Genomic DNA, 21932 nt, shown 5'->3' on the forward strand with positions numbered 1-21932 from the left:
TATGAATAATAATTTAATAAATACTTTAAAAGATTTAATTATCGATACTGGTAAAATTGCTTTAGATATAAAAAAATCAGGAATATTAATTGATACTAAGTCAGATGGCTCGGTAGTTACCAATGCAGATAAAGAAATTAGTAAAATAATCTATCAAAATCTGCAAGACTTAACTCCAGAAATAGATATAGTATGTGAAGAACAGCCATTGCCAATACTTAGTAATAATACTTTTTGGTTAATTGATCCAATTGATGGAACACGAAGTTATGTAAACGGCAAAAGCACCTATACTATAAATATAGGTCTAATTAAAAATGGTGTACCGACTATTGGCTTAATATATCAACCTGAGACAGATAAATTATATTATACTGATGAAAAAAATCAGTTAAAAATCGAACAACATTCTAAAGAAATTCCTATCATTCATAAGCAAAAAGAGCTAAACGCTGTCATAGGTTTTTATCATTCAAATAAAGCAACTAAAGAATTTTTAAGTAAATATTCCTTTAATAAAATAGACGCAATAGGTAGTTCAATTAAATTATGTTTAATTGCTGAGGGTAGTGTGGATATTTGCCCTAAATTTGGTCAAACTATGGAATGGGATATAGCAGCAGGTCATGCTTTAATTAAAGCTGGTGGTGGTAATATTCTAGATCTAGATGGCAAAGAAATTACCTATGGTAAGAAAGACTTTGCCAATCCTAATTTTCTTGCATGCAGCAAATATTGGCTGGAGAATGTTGTTCCTGTATAGGAATTGTTTTGTAGATCAGTTCAACCAGTGTCATTCTGTGACGGCATTGCCCGCTTGGATCATTTTCCCTTGTCATCCCGTGATTTATGAACTAGAGCCAGCTAAAAAATACTAATAAAATTAGTATTTTTTATTATTTCCTGGATGCCGTGGTCAAGCCACGGCATGACATCGGAACCACGCAACAATGCCTTGCGAGGAGCGAAGTGACGTGGCAATCTCAGGAAATAATGATGAGATTGCTTAGTCGGTTATTACATAACTTTCTCGCAATGACGTGGGACATGCGTCAAAAGTTTAATTAGCAAACTGCAATAACCTGACCTATTAAGTTAGCTTCTTCTTGCTGAATATGATAGGTGGCTAAATCCTTATAGCTATATCCTTGTTCAGTTAGTAATGTAAAAGACTCAGTAAGCGAATCTAAGATAACTTTTTCATGCTTAATAACTACATAATCATTACCTGTGCTTTTAATTTTATCTAGTTTAGGATCTGGTTTTAGCATTACTTGACCATTTACCTTTTTCCAATCTATTACTTCAAAAGTATTTTGATTGCTAGTTGCATCAGCAAAATTTACTAACCTATGATTACTAATAGCATGTACTACTTTGTTGATTCCTAAGTAATCTGCACATGTATTAACTACTTCACCAACTTTGCTTGTAAGATAATCTGTCCATCCCCATATGCCAGCTGATTTAGCTGACTGATCTATTGTAGTATCAAGTTTAGGAGGTGCTACAATATTTATTTTAGTTGCTAACTGAGGATTAGCAGTATTAATAAAATTATGTTTAGCATTATAAACTTCGCAATGTTTTGCTAGCTCTTCTATCGAAGTTACTACTTCCCCTGAAAAATCTTTATTTTTTATGGCGTTTTCTACTACCTTTTTTGAACCAGGATTATCAAAAGTAACAGATTTCTCAAATTTTAATCCTCTAGAGTGAATTTCTATTCCAGTTAAATCTGAAACTATTGCTCCAAGAGAGTGACCACTAGTACTAAATTTGTAGTCTATTACATTTTCTTGTCCACCAACTTGCTCTAAAATTTTAGTAACAAATGCCTTAACTGGTAACATTTTATTAGGAAGACGACCAAAAGTAATACGTGCATCATCGATTAAATCGTATTTTTCTGTAATTATAGTACCGGAACTAGAAATATGAATTTCTTTGGTATTACGATTAATAAAAGCTACTGCTTTGTACCCATATTGGTTAGTATTTTTATCATCAACAGAAGTAGCTAATACCTCCCAACCTGAATTAGCTAGGTTTTTTTCTGTATCTTTATACTCCTCTGTTCCAAGTGTACGAGCTAAACTTACACCTTTATGTGCAAGATCATCCGCAGACAAATCTACTATATGAAAACTACCTGTAAGAGATTCTGAATCCTTAATTAAGTTTGAAGATTTTAAATTATTACTCATATTTTGTCTCAAATTAAATAATCTGCATTATAAGCATATTAACTAATGATATCAACAATGTTTTTGCTAAATAATTAACTAAATGCTAATTTATTAATATTCTAGCTTTAAAATCTATATGACGCTTATTAAATAATTAAATTTTTAATAAAATAAATAGGTTTTTTATGAGTAATACTAAAGAGGTAGTAGATAGTATCGAAGATATATTAGCTTTTATAGGTGATGCAGTATCAGATATGTCTGGTGGTACTAAAGCAACGTTTACATTATTAAAATCAATGGATAATTTTAATGATATATTTTCAGATCAAGAAGTTATTGTTGAAGATTTTTATCCTAGCACATATAGCAATGATATTTTCACAACAGCTTATAACATTATAGGATCTGTTTGTGATTATGTATGTAGTTATTTCTGGGGTAGTAAATAATTAGGTGTACTAAATGCCATGATTAAGTCATGGCATAACTTTATCTATTTCGCAGTACCCGACAACTAAGATCACCTTCCGAGCATTCTAGTATATTTTTAAGTTCTTCAATGCGGACTTTGGTTTTACCTGCTAAACACATACTTAATATCATTGGAAATACAGTACCATCGCGGACCTGAAAGCTTCCGAATTCACAATCGGCATCACGAAATTTAATCCATAAATTTTGGGATTTTTTTAATAAATTAGTTTCTTCTTCTGAAGTGTATTTTAATATTTCTTGATAAAGTTGATTTAATTCTTTATCAGCTTTCTTAAAATCTTCGTTAGCACAATAATTCATATCAAATTGTGTATATGCATTATCACAATCAATTTTAGAATCAGATGCATAAGTTAAATAATTAAAAAATATTAAATATAAAATGATTATTTTTCTCATGATTTTATTTGTACATTAAATTATACCATCTACAGGTTTTTCATTCTTTTAAATACCTCTAGTATGGTTTGCAGGTTTTACCTTAGGTTTTTCATTAGATTTATTTGTTAGTTTAGATTTCTGTTGTGCTTGTGTTCCAATTAGTTTTGCTTCGTTAGCTAGTTTTTCAAATTTCTCTTTTAAATTTTTGGTGTTACCTTGTTGAAGTTTTTGAAAATTGTTAGATGAGATACGCTTACTTTGTTCTTTAGAATCAATCTCTTGAGTTTTAGCTAAATTTTCAAATTTATTTATTAATTGCTTATGAGTTTCTTGCCTGTTTGCAGCATAATTATCATGTTCATTGGATGATGCCGATACTGCATTTTTACGCTGATTACGTTCGGTTTGAGGGTCTTTAGATTGTGTATGCTGAGCATGTTTTTCTACAAACTCTCTGCGTCCTTCCGTCCAATATTTTTTTATTTTGCTAGGATTATTTCCTTCAAAATTTTGTATTCTATCTTTTACGCTAGTAGAAGCTGTAGATATATTACGCTTATCTTTAGAAGATTGTATAGCATTAGCCTTTTCTTCAAATAATTTTACCTTATCTTGTACTACACCTGTCTGCTTTAATTCAAATATGTAATCATCTACGGCCGTTTTTAATCGGTCTAAAACATTTCCTGAACCGTAAGATTTTTGAAAAGCAGCGGGCATTCCACTATCGTCCCATTCTAACTCGTTATCAAATACTATATCTGAACTCAAATTTTTATGGTTTGAGGGATATGTTCTCTCCTCATCACGTGGATCGGTTAATTTATAATAATTTTTATTTAATATACGAGGGTTGCGTATATTTTCTTTTCTATTATGTTCCTTGACTTCTTCAAAATATTTAAAGTTTTATAAATATTATCTATTTCTTCTTGTGTTAATTTCTCATTTTTTAATTCTTTCTGATGAATAGATTTTTGTAATGTTCCTATTGTTGTCAATTTATCTTGTGTAGTGCCGGAGTTCAAAATTTTGTTTTGTACATCCTTTAATACTTTATTTAAATTTTCTGTAGACATTTTAGCCTCTTCACCTATTAGTTAAATATTTAATTCATATAAGAAAATAACATCATTCATATAAAACTATCAATAATTAATGTTATACTAATTTTAATATTTTTTGTTGTATTTAAAAAACATTTTTCTTAAAAGTAATGAAATATTCAGAAATATAGGCGAAAAGCAGCTAAAATTTAATTTTTTTATATTTTTCCCATAATAAATATTAAAAACATTTAACTAATTGTTTAAATTAAGAATTAAATTACTTCACCGCTTCAATCAGCTTTCTAACTCCGTCTACTGACTTATCAAATAAAGCTTGCTCATTGGTAGTTAATTGCAGCTCGATTACTTTCTCTACGCCGTTTTTACCTATAATAATGGGTACACCAGCATATAAATCTTTTACGCCATATTCACCTTGCAAGTAAGCCGCACAGGTTAGAATTTGTCGTTTATCTTGTAAATAAGATTCAAGCATTTCTACAGCAGAAGCAGCAGGAGCATAATAAGCTGATCCTGTTTTAAGTAGTGCCACGATTTCACCACCACCATTTCTAGTGCGGTCAATTATTTTTTCGATACGCTCGTTGGTTGATAACCCCATTTTTACTAAATCAGGTATAGGTACGCCTTTCACAGTAGAGTATCTAGCAAGCGGTACCATAGCATCACCGTGACCGCCAAGAACTATGCTACTAACGCTATTAGTTGATACTTTAAACTCCTCAGCAAGAAAAAAGTTAAACCTTGATGAATCAAGCACCCCAGCCATACCAATGACTTTATTATGTGGCAAGCCGCTTTCTTTCAGCATCACGTAAACCATGACATCTAGCGGGTTGGTAATTACTATTACAAAAGCATTAGGAGCATATTTTTTAACATTTTCTGCAACGCTTTTCATAATACCAGTATTGACGCTAATTAAATCGTCTCTACTCATGCCAGGTTTTCTAGGCAAACCGGCAGTGATAATTATTGCATCTGACCCTTCAATATCTTTATAGTCATTTGTGCCTTTAATTTTGATATCAGAACCTGCTAAGGTATTTGCTTGCATTATATCTAGAGCTTTGCCTTGTGGAATCCCTTCAGCTACATCAAATAATACTATATCACCTAAGTTTTTAAGACTGATTAAATGAGCAAGCGTTCCACCTATATTACCGCTTCCTATTAATAAGATTTTTGGATTTTTTTTCATTATGTCCTCATACGTTTGAATATACGTATCTAATATATTATAAATATGTTCAAGAAAAAAGGGTTTTTAAAAGAGATAATAGTAATTTTATCTATCTTTATATTAGATCCTGAATTTAAGTTAGCTAGGTTCTGGTGAGGTTATAATTTAGAATCAATAAAAATTTCAGGATGTTTGGAAGCTATTTTAAGTAAAGATATTGCAGGACCTCTAGGTCTACGTCTTCCTTGTTCCCATTCTTGCAATGTTCTAACATTAATATGCATTAAAGCTGCAAAATCTACTTGAGAAAGATGTAAATGCTTCCTAATATCTATTATATCAGTTTTGGTTTCTATTTTTTGAGTTAGCCCTTTTCCTGCTTTAATATCTTTAATAGATTGTAGAATTTCTGCACCGATATCTCTACCATTAGCATTTTTTTTTGCTTTCATAATCCTAGTTCCTCCTTAATTTTCTTTAAAATTGACGTTGGGATATTTGTAGCTTCATTTTTAGCATAAATGGTTAGTAGCCAAATTTGATCTTCTTTATCTTTATAATAGTAAATAATTCTAACTCCACTACGTTTGCCTTTACCTTTAGCTGTCCACCTAATTTTTCTAAGTCCGCCACTTCCTTGAATAACGTCTCCTGATTTAGGATGCATAGCTAGATGCCATTGAAAACTTGCATATTCTTCATCTGTAAAATATGAATTTAAGAGCTTACTAAATAATGGTGATTCTATATATTCCATAGCAATATTATTACGTCATTGACGTATAAAGTCAAGTATTTTTAACTAGATTCTGCGATCAAGCCACGGGATAACAGCATAAGGTTTCCACCAAAGCCGACTTATCCATGAGATGATACGGATTGGAGTTTTCTTTTACCAGCTTCTAGATATAGGAAAATAATAGGAGTGATGTAGAGAGTTAGTAATTGTGAAGTAAGAAGCCCGCCAACTACTGCAAGTCCTAGTGATCTTCTTTCTGCTCCTGTGCTACCAATCCCAAGAGCTATCGGCATGGCACCCATTAACGCCGCTAAGGTCGTCATCATTATAGGTCTAAATCTTATAGTGCAAGCTTCTAAAATCACATCTTTAGAACTTTTATTGCTAGTACGTTCAAGTTCTAAGGCAAAGTCAATAATCATGATAGCATTTTTCTTAACGATACCGATTAACATAATAAGCCCAACAAATCCGTACATATCAAGCTCACTATTAAATATTAGCAAGGTAAGTAACGCACCAAACACGGCAGTTGGCAGCCCTGAAAGAATCGTTACCGGATGTACAAAACTCTCATATAGCATACCAAGAATGATATAAATAACTATAACAGCAAGCCCTAATAATAGTCCAAGGTCAGAGAAAGAAGACTGGAAAGCTTGTGCAGTTCCTTGGAAACTTCCAGTAATTGTTGCCGGCATTTGTAATTCTCTTACCGCTTCGTTAACTTTTGGAACGGCATCGCTAATTGAAAAGCCGTCTTGTAAATTAAATGATACTGTAACGGATGGTAATTGACCAAAATGTGAAATACTTAAAGGACCAACACTATTAACAATTTTTGCAAGAGTAGTTAAAGGGACTAAAGTGTTATTTGCAGAATTAATATTAACTAAGGATAACATTGATGAATCAGTTTGATATTTAGGATCTAACTCTAAAATAATATCATATTGAGCAGTAGGAGTATATAATGTTGAGATCTGCTCAGCCCCATAAGCAGCATATAAAACATTTTGTATTTGCTCAACCGATATACCTAGCTTTGCTGCTTTATACCTATCAATCTGTACTAAAGTTTGTGGCTGTGACATTTGTAAATCCGAAGTTACGTCTAAAAACCCAGGCGTAGCTGCAAGTTTTGCCTGTAATTTTGGGGAAAAACCAAACAGCTCATCTTGATCAAGACCTTGCAGGGTATATTGATATTGGCTTTTTGTTGCTTGTCCCCCGATAGTAATAGTCGGCACATTTTGGATATATACCTTTAAGCCTACTAAATGATTTAGTTTTGAGCGTAACTGGTCAATTACCTCGTCTGCACCTACTCGTTGGTTACGTGGTTTTAGGCTGATAAAAATTGTACCTTGATTAACTGATGAGTTTCTACCTGATACACCAACTGCCGAAAAAAATGACTCTATATTAGGATTTTTAAGCAATACGTCACTTACTTGTTGTTGTTCTTTTACCATTGCATCAAAGGAAATAGTTTGAGCAGCTTCAGTAAATATTAAGATTTGTCCGGTATCGGAATCTGGCATAAAGCCTTTACGCACCAATCCGAAAAGATAGGCTGTTGCAATAATCACTAGCAAAAATACAAGCATAGTAGTTTTAGAGTATTCAGCTACTACTTCAAGGCTATTACTATATTTTTGTTTGATATATTCGAAAGCTTTTTCGGTAAGGGGAATTTTGTCATACCGTGGCTTGACCACGGTATCTTGTGAAGCAGCTTGTGATATTATGCCTCCTGAGATCCCGCAGTCAAGCTGCGGGATGACAGTAGAGTGTTTCTCATCCTTCAAAAACACATTACACAACATTGGGGTAACAGTGATTGAAATAACCCCTGAAAGCAGGATAGCAGTAGTGATTACAACAGCGAGTTCGTGCAGTAATTTCCCTAAAATACCGCTCATAAATAATATTGGAATGAATACAGCAGTTAATGACAAGGTCATTGAAACAATAGTAAATCCGATTTCCTTAGTTCCATTAATACAAGCTTGGATTTTATTCTGACCTGCTTCTATATGCCTTGTAATATTTTCAAGCACTACTATTGCGTCGTCTACCACAAACCCCATAGCAAGTGTTAGAGCCATCAAGGACATGTTATCTATACTAAATCCGAAGAGATACATAAAAGCAAAAGTACCAACTATAGATAAGGGTAGGGCGATAGTTGGGATAATCACCGATCTAAAATTATGTAAAAAAAGAAATATTGCAAGTACCACTAATATTAAAGCTAAGATCATGGTAAAATTAGCATCATTTACTGATTCTCTGATAGAAATTGATCTATCAAACATGATATTTATGTTAACCCCTTCAGGGATTTGTCTACGTAGTAATGGCAATACTTCTTTTATGCCATCTACTATCTCAATAGTATTAGTGTCGGGTTGTTTTTGTATAGCAAGAATTATCCCCGGCTTATCTCTATACCATGCTGCTATTTTGTTATTAGCGACGCTATCGATAGCTTTCCCAATATTTTTAAGAAAAAGCGGGCTACCATTACGATAAGTTAATATTAAATCATTATATTCTTTAGCATTTTGTAGCTGCCCGGGAGCTTGAATGCTTGAGTAAATATCCTTGCCGTATAAAGCTCCAGTTGGTAAATTAACGTTACTGCTACTAATTATACTAGATACCTGATCAAGTCCTATATTATTTGCTGCCATCTTAACGGGATCAACCTGCACACGTACCGCATATTGCTGTGAGCCATATACTTGTACTTGTGCAACGCCCGGTAACATCGATAAACGTTCAGCCATAATAGTTTCAGCGTAATAATCGACAGTATATAAGGGTAGAGTATCTGACGTTAGAGATATGTAGAATATTGGGGCATCAGCCGGATTTACTTTGCGATATGATGGGGGAGTTGGTAAGTCATTCGGTAATTGTTTAGCAGCAGATGATATAGCAGCTTGTACGTCCTGTGCTGCGGCATCTATATCCCTACTTAAATCAAACTGTAACGTAATTTGAGTACTGCCGGCACTATTAACCGAACTCATCGAATCAATATTGGATATTGTCGAGAACTGCTTTTCAAGCGGCAAGGCTACGGATGAAGCCATGGTAGTTGGGTCAGCACCTGGCAGACTTACCGATACTTGAATTGTTGGGAAATCAATATCAGGTAGTACGCTTACTGGCAGTAATCTATAGCCAAATATTCCAAATAGCAAAATAGTTGCCATGAATAAAGTAGCAAGCACCGGACGTTTAATAAATATTTCTGAAATACCCAATTATTTCTCGCTTCTGTCATCCCGTGGCTTGTCCACGGGATCCAGTAATAAAAGTTACAAATACAAAAAGCTCGATTTATCTCGCTTTATGCTGGATCTAGTTCCCAAGCCACGGGATGACAACTATTCACTCTCTTTAATTACGACTTCCGTATCGTTATTTAGTCTTAATTGCCCCTTGGTGACTACTATCTCTCCCTCTTCTACGCCATTTTTAATAACGACAAAATCATCATTAGAAAAAGCTATTTCTATATTTCTAATTACTGCTTTATTATCTTTATCAACAATAAATATATATGGTCCTTGATCATTGGTTTGTATTGCTTTAGATGGAACAACCAAAGCATCTTTTTCTGTATATACGCTTAGGGAAACACGGACAAATTGACCCGGGCATAATATTTCATCTTTATTAGGTAGGGTTGCTTTAAGTTTGATAGTACCGCTATTAGAGTCAATTGTGTTGTCAATAAATACAATCTCTCCGTCTGTAACTTCTTGACCACTCGAAGTTTTAACTATTAATGATAAATCAGAATTTTTCTGAGATTTATTGATTTTATTTAGATGTTCTTCCGGTACAGGAAAACTAACATAAATAGGTGAGATAGTGTTAATAGTTACTAAAGTAGTTAAGCCTGCTTGTGCTAGATTTCCTATATCTACGTTGCTTTCGCTAAGCTTGCCGTCAAAAGGTGCTACTATTTTTGAATATTCAATCTGTAAATTTGCATCGGCAATAACAGCCTTATCACGTTCAACAGCAGCTTTAAGCACGTTCATATTAGTAAGCATCTGTAAATATTGCTCTTCCGATACAGCCTTTTCTTGATATAAATTTCTATATCTTGCTTCTTCTTTAATAGCATTTTCAAGGTTATATGTATCGCTTAATAAGCTTGCTTCTGCTTGCTGTAATTGATTTTGAAATGGACGAGGATCAATTTCATATAATAAATCATCTGCCTTTACTTCCTGCCCGTCATCAAAATTCACGCTTAATATTTGACCAGTAACTTGTGACTTAATATCTGCAGTTTGATAAGTTTCGGCATTACCCGCAAGCTCTATAATATAATGGTGCATCTTTTCTAATAACTTTTGTTACTTCAACCGGTGCTGCTATAGTGCTTAAGTTATTTTTCTTGTTTCGATGTATTACTAACCAAATCATTAATATTATAAGTAATATTGCTAATATCGTTAATACTAAATTCCGCATTATTATTTTAAGCATGTTTTTATTATTTGTTTGTTCTATTTTTATTGTCATTCTTGCATAGATTGGCTCCACTTTTGTCATCCCGTGGCGGCATTGTTGCGTGGATCATTTTCCCCTGTCATCCCGTGATTTATTCACGGGATCCAGCTAAAAAATACTAATAAAATTAGTGTTTTTTATTATTTTCTGGATCCCGTGGACAAGCCACGGGATAACACCGAGAACGTTTTTTGATCTACGCAACAAAGTAGCCACGGGATGACAATTAACATCATTAGCTCTCGGAATGAAAGAGTTTTACCAGTTTCCACCCAACGCATGGAAGACATTAACCATACTACTTAACTGTGAAAGCTTAATAGAAACTCCATCTATTTCGTTCTGTAACATATTCTGTTTAGCGGTAAGTACTGTTAAATAATCTATATTACCATGTTTATAACGTTGATTTGCCAATTTAAAAATGGATGTTAAAGCTGTTTCATTTTGTTGCCAAATACGAAAATTATTACTCGCTGTTTGCTCAAGCGATAAAGCGTCCATAACCTCACCAAAAGCTGTACGCACAGTTGCTTTATATATAGCTATATATTGTTGTTTAGTACTTTCCGCAACCTCTACATTAGCCCTAGTTTTACCGAAATCAAAGATAGGACCAGCTATAGTACCACCTACTTGCCAAATCTCAGCTGAGCTACCAAATAGAGTATTTAACTTATTACTGCCAAAACCTAATAAACCTGTTAAAGAAATCTGCGGAAAATAAGTTGCTTTCACTGCTCTTAAATTACTATCAGCTGCAAATAAATTCTGCTCTGCTGCCTTAATATCCGGTCTTTGCTCTAAAAGCTCTGACGGTAATATTGATGGTAATACAGGCGTAGTAGGGAAATAATCTATAGGCTTATCACGATAAACTAAGCCATTTACTATATTTTCAGGGGAGCAACCTAGTAGAATTTTTAAAGCTGTTTCTTGCTCTTGTCTTTGTTGTACTAAAGGCGGAAGGGAAGAGTTGGTAAGAGCAAGCTCGGAAGCAGCTTCACTAACTGATATTAAATCGCCTACACCAAGATCGTATAGCTTTTGAGTAAGCTTATAGATTTCGGTTTGAGTTTCTATTAGTCGCTTGGTTAGATATATTTGTTTATCTAATGCTAGAATATTAAAATAGCTGATAGTCACATTACTTATAACTGTTAGCCGTACTGCCTCCTTGCTATATTCGCTTGCTAATAAAGTTCTACGTGCTGACTCACTAGCATTAGCAGCTAGCCCCCATAAATCTATTTCGTAATTAAGTACACTACCAAGCCCAAAATTATTAGAAATTTTTGGCTGATTTGGTTGTTTTAATTGTTTACTGGTCTTTGTACGGTTTACGCTACCTTGTAGATTAATCTGCGGAAATCTATAAGAATTAACAAGGTTATATTGAGCTGTTGCTATCGCTATATTACTCATTGCAAGTTCAATATCAGAGTTATTAGCTAAAGATTCCTCAATTAAGTTATTAAGTACCGGATCGTTAAATTGTAACCACCATTTAGAAATCTGGTTATTTTGAGATGCTAATGAATAATTATTCCAACTATTAGGTGTAATGGTAGGTTAGGGGGATTATCATGTGTTGCTTTACAGCTGCATAGTAGTAGAAGTGATAGAATTATAACATTCTTGTAAAACGACGTAGCCAATTTTTGAAGTTTAATGAGTATATACATTAAAATAAATTAATATTACTTAATTTTAATTATGATTCTTTAAACTATTATGTCAACATACTGCAATCTTTTTTCAACTAACTATTTTTAAACTATGTAATAATGTTACTAACTTCTCTGAAATAACTGTAATATTATAGGTTTGAGTTAGTTTTAGATAAGCTTTTTGGGAAAGTTCTGTTGCTTTTTGTGGATTGTCTATTAGATACGCAATTTTTTCGGCTAAATCTTTTGGGGAGTCGGCTTTGCAAATTAGCCCGTCTTGCATATGTTTTAAGATTTCGCTAGGACCTTCGGTATCTGTACTAACTATAGGTAGGCTATTCTCCATTGCCTCAAGTAATATGATCCCAAACGGTTCATGTAGTGATGGGAGGCAAAAAATATCAGTTTGCTCAAAGAATTTATCTTTGTCATTAACCCATCCTGTAAATGATATTTTATTTTGTAAATTAAGCTTATTTACTAAAGCAGTTATGTTATCTTGTTCCTCTCCATTACCACCTATAACTGCTTGAATTTTATAGTTTTTGTCTTGTAAAATTTTGATGCTATTGATAAAAACATCAACACCTTTTTTAGCTACGAACCTTGCTAATACGCCAATTACCACCGGTTTTTTATATGATTTATTAGGGGTAAATTCTTTGGTTATATTTATCATATTTGGCAGGATAAATATTTTAGATTCAGAAAAGTTATTTTTCAATAAATGCTCTTTCATATGATGCGTTAGGGCAATAACAAAATCACATTTACGCAATCCCTTTAGACTATAGTTATGAGCAATTCCAATTAATCTAATATTAGATGTTTTAGCAAGTTTACTAAAATTTATTGCTCTATTGCCATGAGCTATAATAATATCAGGCTTAGTTTTATAGATTATATATTTCAGAACAAGAACTGAAATTAAATCAAAAGGTAATAAATTAGGGAGCTTAAAATTGCTAGATATAAAAGAATTTATTTTTGCCTTGTAGGAGGTAACATTTATTACCTCAATATTCTGCATTTTCAAAGCATTGCTGTAATCTAAAAATGCTTGCTGTATGCCACCAAGATCACGGCTTAGCATAATATTTAGTATCTTCATTTCTTTTTTATTAAGTTTGTTATTGATAAAATATTATATACTTATTTATTTACTAAATTCCAAGAAATTTGCTATAATACAATCTTAAATATTAGAATTACATTATGAGTAGTAAGATTAACTTTGTAAAAATGCATGGGCTTGGTAATGATTTCGTTATTATTAACAAGAAAGATTTAACTGGTACATACGATTTATCACAACTGGCAAAGAGTATGGCAAAACGTCATTTAGGTATTGGATGCGATCAATTTATTATTTACGAAGAACAAAATGATTCTTACGAAATGATTATCTATAATATTGATGGTTCTAGTGCTAAATTATGCGGTAATGCTACGAGATGTTTAGCAAAATTGATCTATCTTGATACAGGTAAAAAAGATATTACTGTAGTAGTAGGTAATAAAAAATTGCTGTGTCATGTTATAGATGAAAATAATATTAGCGTTAATGTAGGTGGTGTTAGTTTTAATGAATCTTGGATGCCGAGTCGTGATAAAATTTGGGAGTTTGCTGAGCGTTATATGATTGATTTGAAAGAAACAATTTGTGTTGATGTTGGTAATCCGCATTTAGTTATTTTTAGTAAGCTAGAGCTACAAGATCAAAAAATTGTCGGTGAGAAATTACAGGATAAAGCATTATTTGCCGATGGTGTTAATGTTAATTTCGCTGAGGTTAGAGATAATAAAATTTACTTATCGGTTTGGGAGCGTGGATCCGGTTTAACTCTTGCTTGTGGTAGTGGAGCTTGCGGTAGCTTTGCTGCTGGTTTAAAGCTCGGTTTTATTCACTCACCATGTGAGGTGGTATTTAAACATGGTAGCCTTATTATGAAAGAGGAAAATGGTAATATAATAATGCAAGGACCTGCTAGTTTAGTAGCTAAAGGAATGTATTATTGTGAGTAATTTGAAGCAAGAAATAGTAACATTTGGCTGCCGCCTTAATATATATGAAAGTGAGATAATAAGAAAAAATCTTGCAGCTTCAGGGCTTGATAATGTTGCAGTATTTAATACTTGTGCAGTAACTAAATCTGCTGAAAAACAAGCACGAGGGGCTATTCGTGCCGCTAAAAAAAATAATCCTGATTTAAAAATTATCGTCACTGGTTGTAGTGCTCAAACTAATCCTAAAATGTATGGCGATATGCCGGAAGTTGACAAGGTTATAGGTAATGAGGAAAAACTGCTGCCAAGTCACTACCAAATTAATGATGAAAAAATAGTCGTTAACGATATAATGTCGGTGAAAGAGACCGCAAACCATCTAATTAGTAGTTTTGATGGCAAATCTCGAGCTTTTATTCAAGTGCAAAATGGTTGTGATCATAATTGTACTTTTTGCATAATTCCCTATGGTAGAGGTAGAAACAGGTCAATAGCGATCGGAGCTATAGCCGAACAAGTGAAGCATTTAGTATTAAACGGCTTTAAGGAAGTGGTTTTTACTGGCGTTGATGTTACGGCTTATGGTGGTGATTTGCCCGGAAGCCCAACTTTTGCTCAAATGATTAAACGAGTTTTGAATCTAGTGCCTGAGTTAAAAAGGCTTCGTTTGTCTTCGATAGATGTTGCTGAAATAGACGATGAGCTTTTTGAGCTTTTAGCCTATAATGAAAGGATAATGCCTCATTTTCATATTAGTTTACAAGCAGGTGATGATATGATATTAAAGCGGATGAAAAGACGGCATAATAGAGCTGAAATAATCGAGTTTTGTAATAAGCTGCGAGCAATTAGACCTGAAGTATCATTTGGAGCTGACATTATAGCGGGCTTTCCAACGGAAACCCCTGAAATGTTTGAAAACACAAGAAAATTAATTGCAGAAGCGGAGCTGCAATATTTACATGTTTTTCCGTATTCGGAGCGTGAGGGAACACCGGCGGCTCGTATGCCACAAGTACCGAAAGCTATTAGAAAAGAAAGAGCAGAGATTTTAAGACAGGAAGGGCAGAGGCAATTAGCTGAGTTTTTCAAGAAGCATATAGGGCAGAAAGTAGAATTGTTGGTAGAGAATAATAACACAGCCCATACTGAGAATTTTATACCGGTAAAGCTAGACGAACCACTAGAAATAGGGCAGATATTTAAAGCGAAATTGGTGGGGGTAGAAGATAGGTATATGAAATGTGTGTTAGTTTAAGATTTGTGTCATACCGCGGCAGATGCATGGGTATTAATTTAAGGCTTGATGTCATCGTGGCTTGTCCACGGGATCTAGCATAAAGCGAGAGCAATCGAGCTTTTTATATTTGTATTTTTAACTGGATCCCGTGGACAAGCCACGGGATGACAGTATTAACATAAGACAAAAAGAATCATGGATAATATAGAAACAATATTAAGGCTAGCGGAAGAGAAGATTTTGTTAGTTCAAAGTCTAAAAGTTTTACAAGAATATAAAGTAGAGTTTTTAGGTAAAAACGGCATAGTTACTAACGAGCTTAAAAAATTAGGTTCTTTAAGTGAGCAGGATCGCAAAGAATTTGGCTTAAAAATCAATAAGTTAAAAGAAGAAATACAGAATATAATAAAAGCCAAAGAAGAAATTCTGGAAGAAGAGGAATTAAACCTTAAGCTCTCTAGCGATAAAATTGATTTAAGCTTACCAGCAAGAAGATATAAGCAAGGTTCAATTCACCCAATCACTCAATGCATGGAAGAATTAATTCAAGTATTTGCTAAATTTGGTTTCTCGATAGAAGATGGTCCAAACATTGAAAATGATTTCCATAATTTTACTGCTCTTAATTTTGAGGATGACCATCCTGCAAGGCAAATGCATGATACTTTTTATTTAAAAGGTCAAGAAAACGATAAGCCTATGTTACTTCGTACTCATACCTCCACAGTGCAAATTAGAGCAATGAAAAATGGCAAACCGCCTTTTAGGTTTATAGCCCCAGGTAGGACTTATAGATCGGATTCTGACATGACTCATACACCGATGTTTCACCAAATAGAGGGGCTTGTTATCGATAAAGATATTAATATGGGACATTTAAAATATGTCATCACAGAGTTTATAAGATGCTTTTTTGAAAACTCGAATATTGAACTACGTTTTAGACCAAGCTTTTTCCCATTTACTGAACCTTCAGCCGAAGTTGATATCCGGATGAGCAAAACCGATAAATGGCTTGAGGTTTTGGGCTGCGGGATGGTTCATCCGAACGTGCTTAAAAATGTCGGCATTGATAATAGCCAGTACCAAGGCTTTGCTTTCGGACTTGGAGTAGAGCGTTTTGCAATGCTGAAATATAATATTAAAGATTTAAGACAATTTTTTGAAGGTGATATGCGTTGGCTGAAACATTATAGCTTCTCAAGCTTTGATATACCAAATTTAGCAGGAGGGCTTACGAAATGAAATTTACCTTATCATGGTTAAAACAGTTTTTAGATACATCAGCTTCGGTTACTGAAATTGCCGAAAGCCTAACCGCCATTGGGCTTGAAGTAGAAGAAATAATTGACAAAGCGGCAGATTTACAAAAATTTGAAGTAGCCTATATAGTAAGCACTAAACCCCACCCGTCAGCCGATAAATTAAAGATTTGTGAAGTTGAAACTAAGAACGGCAATTTGCAAATAGTTTGTGGTGCAAGCAATGCAAGAGCTGGTATTAAAGTAGTGCTGGCTAATATCGGCGTAGAAATCCCAAACGGCAAATTCAAGATTAAGGAATCTAACATTAGAGGGGAAAAAAGTTGCGGTATGCTTTGTTCTGAAGAAGAGTTATTCTTAGCTTCTGAATCGGAAGGGATCATAGAATTACCTGAAGATGCTGTTGTCGGTGAACCTTTCACCAAATATTACGGTTTAGATGATCCGGTATTTGTTATTAATGTTACCCCTAATCGTGGGGATGCACTATCGGTTTACGGCATTGCAAGAGATTTATCGGCAAAAGGAATCGGAACGCTTAAAGAGTTAGAAATTCCTGCGGTAAAAAGTACATTTAGCTCTAAAGTAAAGCTTAATATAAAAGATAAAGAAGCTTGCCCGTTATTTACGTTCAGAGAAATACGAAATTTAAAAAATAAACCAAGTCCTGACTGGCTTCAGAAATTGCTTAAAAATATTGGTGTAAAGCCTATATCAAGCATAGTTGATGTGACAAATTATATGTCCTATAGCTTCGGTCAACCAATGCATGCTTACGATGCGGATAAGATAGGGGGGGGGATTGTTGTAGATCGTCATTGCGAGGAAAATGTCATCCCGCGGCTTGACTGCGGGATCTCAGGAGAAGAATCTGTTATACAAGATCCCGTGGTCAAGCCACGGGATGACAATAGGGGATTTCACGCCTTGAACGATAAAAAATATCTACTTAATAAAAGTGATCTAGTTATAAAAGATGAAAATGGCGTGCAAGCTTTAGCTGGTATTATTGGCGGGATTAGTAGTAGCTGCGATAGTAATACGATGAATATATTGCTAGAAGCTGCTTGTTTTAATGCTAAGATGGTTGCAGCGAGCGGTAGGCGGCTACAAATCGATACTGACTCTAGATATCGCTTTGAGCGTAATATTGATAGAAACTTTACCGAAAAAGCTTTAAATATAGCAACTGATCTTATTTTATCAATATGTGATGGTGGTGAAGTATCAGAAATACTAATATCTGGGGAAAAAGAACCTGCAAAAAAAACGTTGGATTTTCCAGCAGGTTATCTAGAAAAAATCACTGGAATTAAATTAACCATTTTACTACATAACGAAGCTAATAAAGGAGAATTTGTAGGAAACACGGAACACAGCATCGCAGCGTACAAAGAAGTACGTGAGGATGCGAGTACCGGATTGACACCCAAATTACCTTTAGAAGCAAGTTATGTCAAAGGGTTAAATATCAAAGGGATAGAAGCTATATTAAATAAACTTGGATTTGCTACCGATACCGAAAAAGATGTAATAAAAATAACTCCTCCATCATGGCGTCATGATATAAATATTTTAGAGGATGTTGTAGAAGAAATAACCCGTATTTATGGTTATGATAAGATAGAGAGCATAAAACTACCGGAATTAGAGCAGGATAATAACCGTTTAAGAGAACATAAAAGAATCTCAAGCTTTAAAAGGATACTTGCAAGTAAAGGTTATGACGAGGTAGTTACCAACTCGTTTATGAATAGCAAGGATGCTAAGTTATTTACCGAGCTAAAAGATGAGCTATTTTTGCTCAATCCTATAAGCGTTGAGGATAATTATATGCGTCCTACTATCGTGCCGAATTTACTTGATATAGTTCGAAAAAATCTTGCACGTTCTATAAAAGATATGGCTTTTTTTGAAGTTGGTCCAAATTTTATAGGGTTAAATACGGAAGCAACCTATTTAACGGCAATTTTAACTGGTTCATATAATAGTAAAAATCCTCACTCGATAGGGCGTAGCTATGATATTTTTGACCTTAAAAGTGATCTAGAAACTGTTTTTGATTATGCCGGTTTATCTATAGAGAAGTGTATTGTATCAAATCAGGCTACACCTTTGTATTATCATCCGACTAGGTCAGTAAATCTAGCTCTAGGAAAAAATCTACTAGGTCACTTTGGGCAGATACATCCTAAAATATTAAAGCATTATGATATTAAAGAGGAAGTGTTTGCGTTTGAGCTAAATATAACAAATTTACCTGCACCTAAAGCTAAATTTGGCAAGAGAGACGAGTTTATAATATCTGATTACCAAGCTAATTTTAGAGATTACGCATTTATTATAGCTCGTGATCAACCAGTTGGTGAAATAATATCATACATAAATAATTTTAATAAAAAGCTTGTCAAATCAGTTATATTATTTGATATTTATAGCGGTGATAAATTACCTTCAGGTAAAAAGTCTATTGCAATTAGAGTAGGGCTTCAAGCTGATGATCGCACTTTAAATGAAGATGATTTAAATTCATTCAGCAAAGATTTAATTGCTAATATTGAACAGAAATTTCAAGGAACATTAAGAGAATAACAATATGTTAAAGGTAATAGTTGAGACAAAAACATTAGTTCAAGCACTTGGTTTTGCAAGTTCTGTTGTTGAAAAACGTAATATAATATCCGAGCTTGCAAATATTAAATTATTGGCAAAGGATGGGCTGTTAGAGCTTAGCTCTACCAATATGGACTTATATTTAAGCCAAAAAATAGGAGTGCAAGTAGTAAGTGAGGGTGAGCTTACTGTCTCCACTAAAACTTTAAATGATATAGTGAAAAAGCTTCCTGATTCAGAGCTTACCCTAACTGATTTAGGTACTACAGGGCTTGAAATAACAGGAAAAAATTGTCGCTTTAATTTATTTACTCTGCCAGTAGAGTCTTTTCCTGTGATGGATAATATTAATCCAGAAGCTAGCTTTAAAATTTCTTGTGCCGAGTTTGCTAAAATAATCGAATCAACAAAATTTTCGGTTTCTTTAGATGAAACTCGTTATAATCTAAACGGCATTTATTTGCATGTAAAAGATAGCGAGTTTTATGCTGCAAGTACTGATGGGCATAGACTTTCTGTTTCATCTGTAGTGCTAGCTGAAAAAATAGAGGATTTCGGTGTTATATTGCCGCAAAAGAGTGCTGAAGAGATTTTAAAGATAGTAAAAGATTCTAAAAATGCAAATGCGGATATAGAAATACTTTTAAGTAGTAACAAAATTAAGTTCATATGCAATGAAAATGTTATTATGCTCTCAAAGCTGATTGATGGTACTTTCCCTGATTACAGTAGCTTTATTCCAGAAAATAGCAGCTCAAAACTAGTAATTAACCGCAAAATATTTGCCGATACTATCGAGCGAATAGCGATAATAACAGTTGAAAAGTTCAGAGCTGTGAAACTATCACTATCCGGTGAAGCTCTAGAGATCAGTGCAATAGGGGAAGCACGAGGAAATGCAAAAGAAGTTATTAATTCTTCAAAAGAGACAGAAAATTTTTACGAGTATAGCGGTGAAACTAATTTAGATATAGGTTTCAATCCGCAATATTTAGAAGATGTTCTAAAGGCTATAAAATCAGATTTAGTAGAGCTATATTTCTCAAGCGTTTCAGCTCCTGTACTTATTAAATTCCCTGAAAGCCCTAAGGATATATTTGTCGTCATGCCCGTTAAGGTATAGCATACTCGTTTAATTTGAAAAATTGGCTAAGTTGCTTCTCGCTTTTGATCCTCACGTATTAAGTATACGCTGCGGTCAAAAGACTCCGAGGCGCCTTGCTCTTTTCCAAATTAAACTTCGTCTATCCAACTCTTCATTTATTAGGGGTATATATCTACTTAAGCTGTGATAGAAAAGTAATCGCTGGCACTATCCATAAACCTGGTTTATCAAAACAAGAGCTATCAATAGCTTGTTTATTTTGAACTACTTGAAAACTAAATTCAGGCTTAAGTAATTCATGAAAATATTTTAAACTTGGAGAAATAGATAAGTCGCTTACTTTAGCTTCTACTAAAATCCAAGGTTTATCATCTTTTATTATTACAAAATCTACTTCTTGTTTTTGTTTATCACGTAAATAACATAAGCTAAAATCGCCAAGTCCTGATTCATTCCAAAAATATACAGCTTTTAAAAGATGAGATGCTATTAAATTTTCAAATTTTGCTCCTGAATCTTTGATCTGTGACCAGTCCCAAAGATAATATTTAGGTTCTTTTATTAAGCTTCGTACAACATTTTTAGCCCAAGGTCTTATAGAGAAACAATAATAATGTTTTTCTAATAAAGAGAGCCATCTTCTTATAGTTTGGTCAGAAGCTCTAACTTTATTGGCTAAATTTGTATAGTTTGTTAATGCTCCAACTTGTTCATTTATGATGGTTGCGAGCAATTCTAAAGTATAAATATTATTGATGTCTTCAGTATTTCTAACATCTTCTCTAAATAGCTGTTCAAATCTTTGTTTACTCCATATTCTATGAAATCTTGTAGTGCCTTTTAAGTAGACTTCTGCAAACCCACCAAAATTTATTAACGCGTCAAACTCATCTTTTCTAATATTTTTAGGGTTTGCGATATATTCAATGTTATCACTAAAATTTTTAGAAATTTCAGCTACGGATAATGGGTGTACTGTTAAATTAATATAACGACCCATTAAACTATCGCCACCCTTTTTATATATATTTAGTTTGGCACTGCCAGTGATAATAAATTCTATACTATCACCAAATTTATCGTAAAATCCTTTTACTAAATTTTTCCAATCTTTAAATTTATGGATTTCGTCTAATATAATTCTTGGCTTATTATTAGCCTTAATTAAAAGCAATTTTTCAAAAGTTTCGTTGTGTTTATTTAAAATTTGTTGTCGATCTTCTAAATAATCCCAATTTAAATAAACTGAATTAACATTATTCTTAATAGATTGTTTTGATATAGTAGTCTTTCCAACTTGTCTTGGTCCACTAATAAATACTAATTTGCCATAATTAGTTAAATATTCTTCTACTTCTTTTTGATATAATCTTTCCATTTTTATAGCTACATAAATTTATAACTATTTTATAGCCCTATATCGGATTAGTCAA

At 33.5% G+C, this 21932-nt stretch carries 20 protein-coding genes; 7 read left to right on the forward strand and 13 right to left on the reverse strand.

All coding sequences use genetic code 11. The features are described 5' to 3' along the window. Position 1 precedes the first annotated feature (1 nt). Positions 2–763, forward strand: a complete 762-nt coding sequence (locus tag RBE_RS03340) for a 3'(2'),5'-bisphosphate nucleotidase CysQ family protein (RefSeq protein ID WP_011477308.1) — start codon at positions 2–4, stop codon at positions 761–763. 301 nt (positions 764–1064) lie between these two features. Here the strand turns inward: RBE_RS03340 and RBE_RS03345 are convergent, their stop codons facing one another. Next, on the reverse strand, positions 1065–2207 hold the full coding sequence (locus RBE_RS03345; protein ID WP_011477309.1) for a hypothetical protein: 1143 nt from the start codon (positions 2205–2207) through the stop codon (positions 1065–1067). Positions 2208–2374: 167 nt separating this feature from the next. Between RBE_RS03345 and RBE_RS03350 the strand changes: the two genes are divergently transcribed. Beyond that, on the forward strand, positions 2375–2641 hold the full coding sequence (locus tag RBE_RS03350) for a hypothetical protein (RefSeq protein WP_011477310.1): 267 nt from the start codon (positions 2375–2377) through the stop codon (positions 2639–2641). A 40-nt stretch (positions 2642–2681) separates the two neighbouring features. On the opposite strand, the gene RBE_RS03355 is transcribed toward RBE_RS03350, so the two are convergent. The 11 genes from RBE_RS03355 to RBE_RS03405 form a co-directional block, all read right to left on the reverse strand. Beyond that, positions 2682–3086, reverse strand: a complete 405-nt coding sequence (locus RBE_RS03355; RefSeq protein WP_011477311.1) for a lysozyme inhibitor LprI family protein — start codon at positions 3084–3086, stop codon at positions 2682–2684. Between the two features lie 48 nt (positions 3087–3134). Next, entirely contained in the window at positions 3135–3839 is a 705-nt protein-coding gene (locus tag RBE_RS09185; protein WP_012151905.1) for a variable membrane, read from the reverse strand. Between the two features lie 68 nt (positions 3840–3907). Beyond that, on the reverse strand, positions 3908–4147 hold the full coding sequence (locus tag RBE_RS08895) for a hypothetical protein (RefSeq protein ID WP_012151904.1): 240 nt from the start codon (positions 4145–4147) through the stop codon (positions 3908–3910). A 247-nt stretch (positions 4148–4394) separates the two neighbouring features. After that, positions 4395–5339, reverse strand: a complete 945-nt coding sequence (gene mdh / locus RBE_RS03375) for a malate dehydrogenase (protein WP_011477313.1) — start codon at positions 5337–5339, stop codon at positions 4395–4397. Positions 5340–5479: 140 nt separating this feature from the next. After that, positions 5480–5773, reverse strand: a complete 294-nt coding sequence (locus RBE_RS03380) for a helix-turn-helix domain-containing protein (protein ID WP_011477314.1) — start codon at positions 5771–5773, stop codon at positions 5480–5482. Beyond that, a complete protein-coding gene (locus tag RBE_RS03385) occupies positions 5770–6078 on the reverse strand; it encodes a transcriptional regulator (RefSeq protein WP_011477315.1) in 309 nt (102 codons plus the stop codon). The genes RBE_RS03380 and RBE_RS03385 overlap by 4 nt, the downstream gene beginning before the upstream one ends. A 101-nt stretch (positions 6079–6179) precedes the next feature. Further along, the gene (locus RBE_RS03390) at positions 6180–9338 is read right to left on the reverse strand and encodes an efflux RND transporter permease subunit (RefSeq protein WP_041804657.1); all 3159 of its coding nucleotides are present in this window, start codon (positions 9336–9338) and stop codon (positions 6180–6182) included. Between the two features lie 123 nt (positions 9339–9461). Further along, on the reverse strand, positions 9462–10427 hold the full coding sequence (locus tag RBE_RS07895) for an efflux RND transporter periplasmic adaptor subunit (RefSeq protein ID WP_011477317.1): 966 nt from the start codon (positions 10425–10427) through the stop codon (positions 9462–9464). Next, positions 10396–10614: an RND transporter gene (locus RBE_RS09190; protein ID WP_228368759.1), complete on the reverse strand. Its 219-nt coding sequence runs from the start codon at positions 10612–10614 to the stop codon at positions 10396–10398. The genes RBE_RS07895 and RBE_RS09190 overlap by 32 nt, the downstream gene beginning before the upstream one ends. Before the next feature lie 246 nt (positions 10615–10860). Beyond that, positions 10861–12168: an efflux transporter outer membrane subunit gene (locus tag RBE_RS03400; RefSeq protein WP_228368769.1), complete on the reverse strand. Its 1308-nt coding sequence runs from the start codon at positions 12166–12168 to the stop codon at positions 10861–10863. 192 nt (positions 12169–12360) lie between these two features. Continuing rightward, entirely contained in the window at positions 12361–13383 is a 1023-nt protein-coding gene (locus RBE_RS03405; protein WP_011477320.1) for a glycosyltransferase family 4 protein, read from the reverse strand. Between the two features lie 104 nt (positions 13384–13487). On the opposite strand from RBE_RS03405, the gene dapF reads away from it, so the two are divergent. The 5 genes from dapF to dnaN all read left to right on the forward strand — a co-directional run bounded on the left by dapF (position 13488) and on the right by dnaN (position 20517). After that, entirely contained in the window at positions 13488–14297 is an 810-nt protein-coding gene (dapF, locus tag RBE_RS03410) for a diaminopimelate epimerase (protein ID WP_011477321.1), read from the forward strand. Then, positions 14287–15537: a tRNA (N(6)-L-threonylcarbamoyladenosine(37)-C(2))-methylthiotransferase MtaB gene (gene mtaB, locus RBE_RS03415; protein WP_041804659.1), complete on the forward strand. Its 1251-nt coding sequence runs from the start codon at positions 14287–14289 to the stop codon at positions 15535–15537. Before dapF ends, mtaB begins: the two co-directional genes overlap by 11 nt. Positions 15538–15714: 177 nt before the next feature. Further along, a complete protein-coding gene (gene pheS, locus RBE_RS03420) occupies positions 15715–16764 on the forward strand; it encodes a phenylalanine--tRNA ligase subunit alpha (protein ID WP_011477323.1) in 1050 nt (349 codons plus the stop codon). Continuing rightward, on the forward strand, positions 16761–19373 hold the full coding sequence (gene pheT / locus RBE_RS03425; protein ID WP_011477324.1) for a phenylalanine--tRNA ligase subunit beta: 2613 nt from the start codon (positions 16761–16763) through the stop codon (positions 19371–19373). The genes pheS and pheT overlap by 4 nt, the downstream gene beginning before the upstream one ends. Positions 19374–19377: 4 nt before the next feature. Beyond that, positions 19378–20517, forward strand: a complete 1140-nt coding sequence (dnaN, locus tag RBE_RS03430; RefSeq protein WP_011477325.1) for a DNA polymerase III subunit beta — start codon at positions 19378–19380, stop codon at positions 20515–20517. Positions 20518–20671: 154 nt separating this feature from the next. On the opposite strand, the gene RBE_RS03435 is transcribed toward dnaN, so the two are convergent. Next, positions 20672–21877, reverse strand: coding sequence for an ATP-binding protein (locus RBE_RS03435; protein ID WP_011477326.1), 1206 nt, complete (start codon positions 21875–21877; stop codon positions 20672–20674). Positions 21878–21932: the final 55 nt, after the last annotated feature.

It is taken from the genome of Rickettsia bellii RML369-C (assembly GCF_000012385.1).
In the GTDB taxonomy this organism is placed as follows: domain Bacteria; phylum Pseudomonadota; class Alphaproteobacteria; order Rickettsiales; family Rickettsiaceae; genus Rickettsia; species Rickettsia bellii.

What these genes read in the sequence shown, in the direction of transcription:
- RBE_RS03385 (WP_011477315.1), bottom strand. Translation starts at nt 6,078, where the DNA reads ATGGAATATATAGAATCACCATTATTTAGTAAGCTCTTAAATTCATAT.
- RBE_RS03405 (WP_011477320.1), bottom strand. Translation starts at nt 13,383, where the DNA reads ATGAAGATACTAAATATTATGCTAAGCCGTGATCTTGGTGGCATACAG.
- RBE_RS07895 (WP_011477317.1), bottom strand. Translation starts at nt 10,427, where the DNA reads ATGCACCATTATATTATAGAGCTTGCGGGTAATGCCGAAACTTATCAA.
- RBE_RS08895 (WP_012151904.1), bottom strand. Translation starts at nt 4,147, where the DNA reads ATGTCTACAGAAAATTTAAATAAAGTATTAAAGGATGTACAAAACAAA.
- pheT (WP_011477324.1), top strand. Translation starts at nt 16,761, where the DNA reads ATGAAATTTACCTTATCATGGTTAAAACAGTTTTTAGATACATCAGCT.
- RBE_RS03355 (WP_011477311.1), bottom strand. Translation starts at nt 3,086, where the DNA reads ATGAGAAAAATAATCATTTTATATTTAATATTTTTTAATTATTTAACT.
- pheS (WP_011477323.1), top strand. Translation starts at nt 15,715, where the DNA reads ATGGATAATATAGAAACAATATTAAGGCTAGCGGAAGAGAAGATTTTG.
- RBE_RS03340 (WP_011477308.1), top strand. Translation starts at nt 2, where the DNA reads ATGAATAATAATTTAATAAATACTTTAAAAGATTTAATTATCGATACT.
- dnaN (WP_011477325.1), top strand. Translation starts at nt 19,378, where the DNA reads ATGTTAAAGGTAATAGTTGAGACAAAAACATTAGTTCAAGCACTTGGT.
- mdh (WP_011477313.1), bottom strand. Translation starts at nt 5,339, where the DNA reads ATGAAAAAAAATCCAAAAATCTTATTAATAGGAAGCGGTAATATAGGT.
- RBE_RS03380 (WP_011477314.1), bottom strand. Translation starts at nt 5,773, where the DNA reads ATGAAAGCAAAAAAAAATGCTAATGGTAGAGATATCGGTGCAGAAATT.
- RBE_RS03435 (WP_011477326.1), bottom strand. Translation starts at nt 21,877, where the DNA reads ATGGAAAGATTATATCAAAAAGAAGTAGAAGAATATTTAACTAATTAT.
- RBE_RS03345 (WP_011477309.1), bottom strand. Translation starts at nt 2,207, where the DNA reads ATGAGTAATAATTTAAAATCTTCAAACTTAATTAAGGATTCAGAATCT.
- dapF (WP_011477321.1), top strand. Translation starts at nt 13,488, where the DNA reads ATGAGTAGTAAGATTAACTTTGTAAAAATGCATGGGCTTGGTAATGAT.
- RBE_RS09190 (WP_228368759.1), bottom strand. Translation starts at nt 10,614, where the DNA reads ATGACAATAAAAATAGAACAAACAAATAATAAAAACATGCTTAAAATA.
- RBE_RS03350 (WP_011477310.1), top strand. Translation starts at nt 2,375, where the DNA reads ATGAGTAATACTAAAGAGGTAGTAGATAGTATCGAAGATATATTAGCT.